The sequence below is a fragment of the Paenibacillus vortex V453 genome (genome assembly GCF_000193415.1).
Lineage (GTDB): Bacteria > Bacillota > Bacilli > Paenibacillales > Paenibacillaceae > Paenibacillus_AQ > Paenibacillus_AQ glucanolyticus.
Genome location: NZ_ADHJ01000011.1, coordinates 1 through 4,558 on the forward strand (window position 1 = coordinate 1; position 4,558 = coordinate 4,558).

Here is a 4,558-nt window from a genome sequence, read left to right on the forward strand (position 1 = left end):
TCAGGAGGATCTGCATGCTGATAAGACGGCTAATGCTACGATTCTGATCGAAAAGCAGCGTTGGGTGTATCAGCGGTACCAGTTTTATACTCATCAGCTTCGCAGGGCTTTCAGTTTGATCCAGGACGATGAGGCAAAGAGAACTGTCGATTACAGGTACATGCAAGGTTACTCCTATAAGGAGACATTGCTGTTCTTCCGGCATGGTCTAAGTGACAGCACTATTCGGCGGAAGATATCAGAAGGGACTGAGAGCATGGCAAACAGTTTGAAACTCATGGGGTTCTTTGAGCAGGATGACGCGGAGTTTTAGTGAGTAGGAAAAAAATGAGTAATTTCCATTGATTTCTTAGTCCAATTCAATTTTAGCCACCTTCATATAATATATTAACTCTTTTATGGGAGGAGGAATATCTCATGAGACATCATCATAAAAAAGTTATTGTTGTTATCCTTAAACCTGGGCAAATAGCAGTAGTTAAGTGCGAAAAGCACAGAAAACATCGTCGCGTATAATTTTTTTTCGGTGGACCTTATCTTAAGATAAGGTCCACTACCACTTTTCAAAGGGTTCATACGTTCATACTATTTCTTAATTAATAGTTTGGTTTGTTGCCTTTTTTGTACCCTAAAGTGAACAGACCCTGCCCGTAGATTGACCCTATGTTGAGCACCACATGATGGTTTTCCCATGATAGGATGTAAGCATAGAAAAAAGGCGAGAATGACACGCACGGCTGCATGAATGCGGCATATGACCGGGGCGTAACTCTTCTCGCTTTTTCTGTTTTTGGAGTAAAGCAACTGATGGGCCAACCGGGAGGCAGTCGAGCAAAGGGGAACCCCTGATAAGGGTTCCTGGCTATACTCCTTCAGTTGCTTTACTGCTCAAGTGTAAAAGAGTGAGTAAAAAGGAGAGCGAGAATGAATTAATGGTATTGAGCGTTAATAAATGCCGATGTGGATTTTGACTTCATTTTCAGCAGCTCGGTAAAATGGTTTTGTCATCCGTATCTAGTTACAAAGTACAGATGCTTTTAAAGCAAAGAGCGCAGCGTTTTTGCTGCGGCCGACACGGTCGCAATGCTCTGACGGATCTCTCTGCAGATAAGAACTGAATATAAATCCGAAGTCGTTCCTTCCTGGAGCGGCTTATTTTTATTTGAAATAAATAGCATTAATTACTTTATTTTCAATTTTTTGTTTAGACAAATGTTGATTATTCTTGTACTTTTAACACATACATAATTTAGGAGGAAGATAGATGTCTACATTTATTAAGAGAGGTACTCTATTTCTAACTGCAATTCTCTTGTTCACTACCGTTTTTTTGTCATCAAATACTTTTGCAGCTACAACCCAAGATCAGTACTCAGATAATTTAATTCCTAAGATGACAAGCCACACAGCACCTAGTGGTATTGCATCAGCAAGTCAGGAATACGGTCCCATGTATGCAGCTTGGAAGGCCTTTAACAGAAGTACCAGTCAATCATATGAAGACACTTGGGAACCACCTATCCCGACTGGATGGTTAGCTTACGAATTCGCCTCACCACAAGTTATTTCTAAGTATACAATTAAAAATATTACCCCACGTTTGAGCTCTGATATGAACAGGGCACCAAAGGATTGGACGTTTGAAGGATGGAATGAACAAACTCAAGCTTGGGATATCCTTGATACACGAACAAGCGAAATGAACTGGATCGGAGGAGAAAAGAGAGAGTACACCTTTAACAATGTAACTCCTTATAAGAAGTATCGTTTAAATGTGAAGGCTAACAATGGTGGTATATATGTAAGCATTGACGAATTAGAAATGATGAGTAAGATCACTGAACCAACCGAACCTCCAACAGAACCTACTGAACCACCAACAGAGCCAACAGAACCACCAACAGAACCAGATAGCAATCGTGCATTGCTTGAAATTACTTTGCTTAACGGGGCTATAAAAGAGTTTGATCTTTCTATGAGTGAAGTAAACGTATTTATTAATTGGTATGAAGCAAAAGCATCAGGAAGTGGCTCAATATCTTTCGCCATTGATAAACATGGGAACAACAAGGGGCCGTTTAAGTCCAGAAAAGACTATATCATCTTCGATAAGATAATTAATTTTGAAGTAAGTGAATATTAGAGAAATTAAGTCGTCCATTCCTGGGCGGCTTTTTTGTTTTCTTTTAGGAGCGTGAATTTATATGAAGTGGTTTCAATGGTTGATTAAAGTGACAGCAGGCAGCTCACCACGAAATTGGGAGGAACGACGACATGGCCGGAAAACGTAATAAGCTGAAGCGACCACGTTATAAGCCGAAGCAGCCGGATAAGTGTAACCGATGTGTGTGGGGTGAATGGACTGGCACGAAGCAGTTCTGTAGTAGGCGACCTTGTGTGAAGAAGGAAAAACCTTCCTAATGTCGAAATTTGATGATGGGAGGCGATTATATGAACCAGATTGAACAAGTCGCTCATATAGACATGAGATTAATATCAGCAATTATTTCGGCAGTGATTGCAATCACAATAGCTGTCGCAAACCATTTCATTATTGAACCCATAAAGGAATGGCGGCGTTGGAAAAAACAACAGCTAGCTAATCTTTATTATCCCGTATATTCCTTAGTGGTCGCTAGATTAATATCGACTAAAAAAGTGAGTATCGATAAGGAATCATTTTTTTGGGGGAGTACAGACACGTTCAAAATAATGGACAAGGATACTCTACATGAGCTAATTTTAAAAAACTCGGGGTATGCCTCTATGGAACTATTAGAAGCATGGTCTGAGTATATAGGAGCTTTTCCTACACCAGATGCGAAATTAACCAGTCAATTTATATCAGTATTAACGAAAGATTTTAACCAGTTAAAGAAAGAGATTGGACATAAATTCAATCAGGCAGAGCTTGAAACTGGAATTCCAGACGTAATTAAGGATCTTCGAATAATGTGATGATCAAATCTACGCCGTTCTAGGGACGTCTGGTTGTATGCTTGCGGATTATCAGAGGAGGGTAAGAAAACGGCATGGGAGTGGCAACGCGTTGGCGTATGCTCCTGTTTGTCATGTCTGTATACGTGAAACCAACTCAACACAATTTGGAGGAAGATGAAGTGGATATCAGAATGATCTCGATAGATCAAATCAATGCAGCAGCTTACAACCCGAGAGTGGACCTGCAGCCGGGAGATCCGGAATACGAAAAGCTGAAGCGCAGCATTGAGGAATTCGGCTACGTTGAACCGATCGTTTGGAATGAGAGATCCGGCAACATGGTCGGCGGGCATCAGCGGTATAAGATCATGGTTAACGAGCTGGGCTTGGCTGAGCTGGAGGTTTCGGTGGTTGATCTGGACGATCAGCAAGAGCGGCTGCTGAACTTGGCCCTTAACAAGGTATCTGGTCGTTGGGATGAAGGAGCGCTCGCTTGGTTATTGCAAGAGCTGCAGGAAAGCGGGGCTGATCTCTCGCTGTCCGGGTTCGATGTTGGGGAGATTGAGGACCTGATTAGCTCATTGCCAGAGATACCAGAGATTGATATACCGGTTGTTGAGAATGACTTCGATGTGCAGCGAGCACTCGACGTGATTAAGGAGCCGGAAACCCGCCGCGGTGATGTTTGGCAGCTTGGTCCGCATCGTTTGGTGTGTGGCGATGCAACAGATCCGGAAGACGTGGCTCTGTTGATGGATGGAGCTAAAGCCGCACTGGTCGTCACGGACCCGCCATACAACGTCGCAGTGGTGAGTGATTCGGAGCGATTGGCCGCAAATGGCCACGACTCTATAATGAGCGACGACATGCCCGCAGAGGAATTTGCGGGCTTTTTGCATGCCGTGTTTCAAAGCTATGGCAGCATTATGGACCAAGCTGCAGCAATTTACGTATTTCATTCATCGTCATATCAGCGCGAGTTTGAGGATGCAATGAACGCATCCGGTATTGTCGTTCGCAGCCAATGCGTTTGGGTGAAAAATGCGGCTTCGTTTGGCTGGTCACAGTACCGCTGGCAGCATGAGCCTATCTTTTATGCCCATAAACGTGGCAAGGCTCCTGCCTGGTATGGTGACCGCCGGCAATCAACCGTATGGCGCGCCGGCTTACCTGCAGAAGAACCAAGCCGTCAACGGTCTGGGAGGTATCCCGCGGTGATGTGGGTAAATACGTCCATCCGACTCAAAAGCCATTGGAGTAATTAGGAACAGCAGTAGTAAAGGAGACCTGGTCGTCGATCTCTTCGGAGGATCGGGAAGCACTTTGATGACCTGTGACCAAACCGGCCGTGTTTGCCGGACCATGGAGCTTGATCCTAAGTTCTGTGATGTAATCAAGAGGCGGTACCGCGAGGCAACTGGGATCGAACCAGTGTTGAATCGCGAAGATGCTGCAGTATAATGAAACACCTTAATAAAATTTGCGAAAAATACTTCTTGTTAAGCTAACGGGCAGGATTGTGAATAAAAAAAGAAGGAATAGATCGTGAACAGACGAATTCCCATTAATGATTAAAATTACCAAAGTAGGTGGGTGAGTATATTGGATGATTCTGTTT

At 43.5% G+C, this 4,558-nt stretch carries 4 protein-coding genes and 1 pseudogene; all 5 read left to right on the forward strand.

Going from position 1 to position 4,558, the window contains the following annotated elements:
• Positions 1–313: pseudogene (locus PVOR_RS05160) on the forward strand (hypothetical protein); the annotation flags it as partial.
• A gap of 951 nt (positions 314–1,264) precedes the next feature.
• Complete coding sequence (locus PVOR_RS05165; protein WP_006208039.1) at positions 1,265–2,143, forward strand: hypothetical protein; 879 nt, start codon at positions 1,265–1,267, stop codon at positions 2,141–2,143.
• Positions 2,144–2,451: 308 nt separating this feature from the next.
• Positions 2,452–2,958 (forward strand): hypothetical protein, encoded by a 507-nt coding sequence (locus PVOR_RS05170; RefSeq protein ID WP_006208040.1) that lies wholly within the window; start codon positions 2,452–2,454, stop codon positions 2,956–2,958.
• A gap of 74 nt (positions 2,959–3,032) precedes the next feature.
• Complete coding sequence (locus PVOR_RS05175) at positions 3,033–4,205, forward strand: DNA methyltransferase (RefSeq protein WP_006208041.1); 1,173 nt, start codon at positions 3,033–3,035, stop codon at positions 4,203–4,205.
• A gap of 22 nt (positions 4,206–4,227) precedes the next feature.
• Entirely contained in the window at positions 4,228–4,401 is a 174-nt protein-coding gene (locus PVOR_RS32745; protein ID WP_327196520.1) for a hypothetical protein, read from the forward strand.
• The last annotated feature ends 157 nt before the right edge of the window (positions 4,402–4,558 follow it).

Bases quoted from the DNA above. Each gene is read 5' to 3' on its own strand.
- PVOR_RS05165 (WP_006208039.1), top strand. From the start codon at position 1,265: ATGTCTACATTTATTAAGAGAGGTACTCTATTTCTAACTGCAATTCTC.
- PVOR_RS05170 (WP_006208040.1), top strand. From the start codon at position 2,452: ATGAACCAGATTGAACAAGTCGCTCATATAGACATGAGATTAATATCA.
- PVOR_RS05175 (WP_006208041.1), top strand. From the start codon at position 3,033: ATGGGAGTGGCAACGCGTTGGCGTATGCTCCTGTTTGTCATGTCTGTA.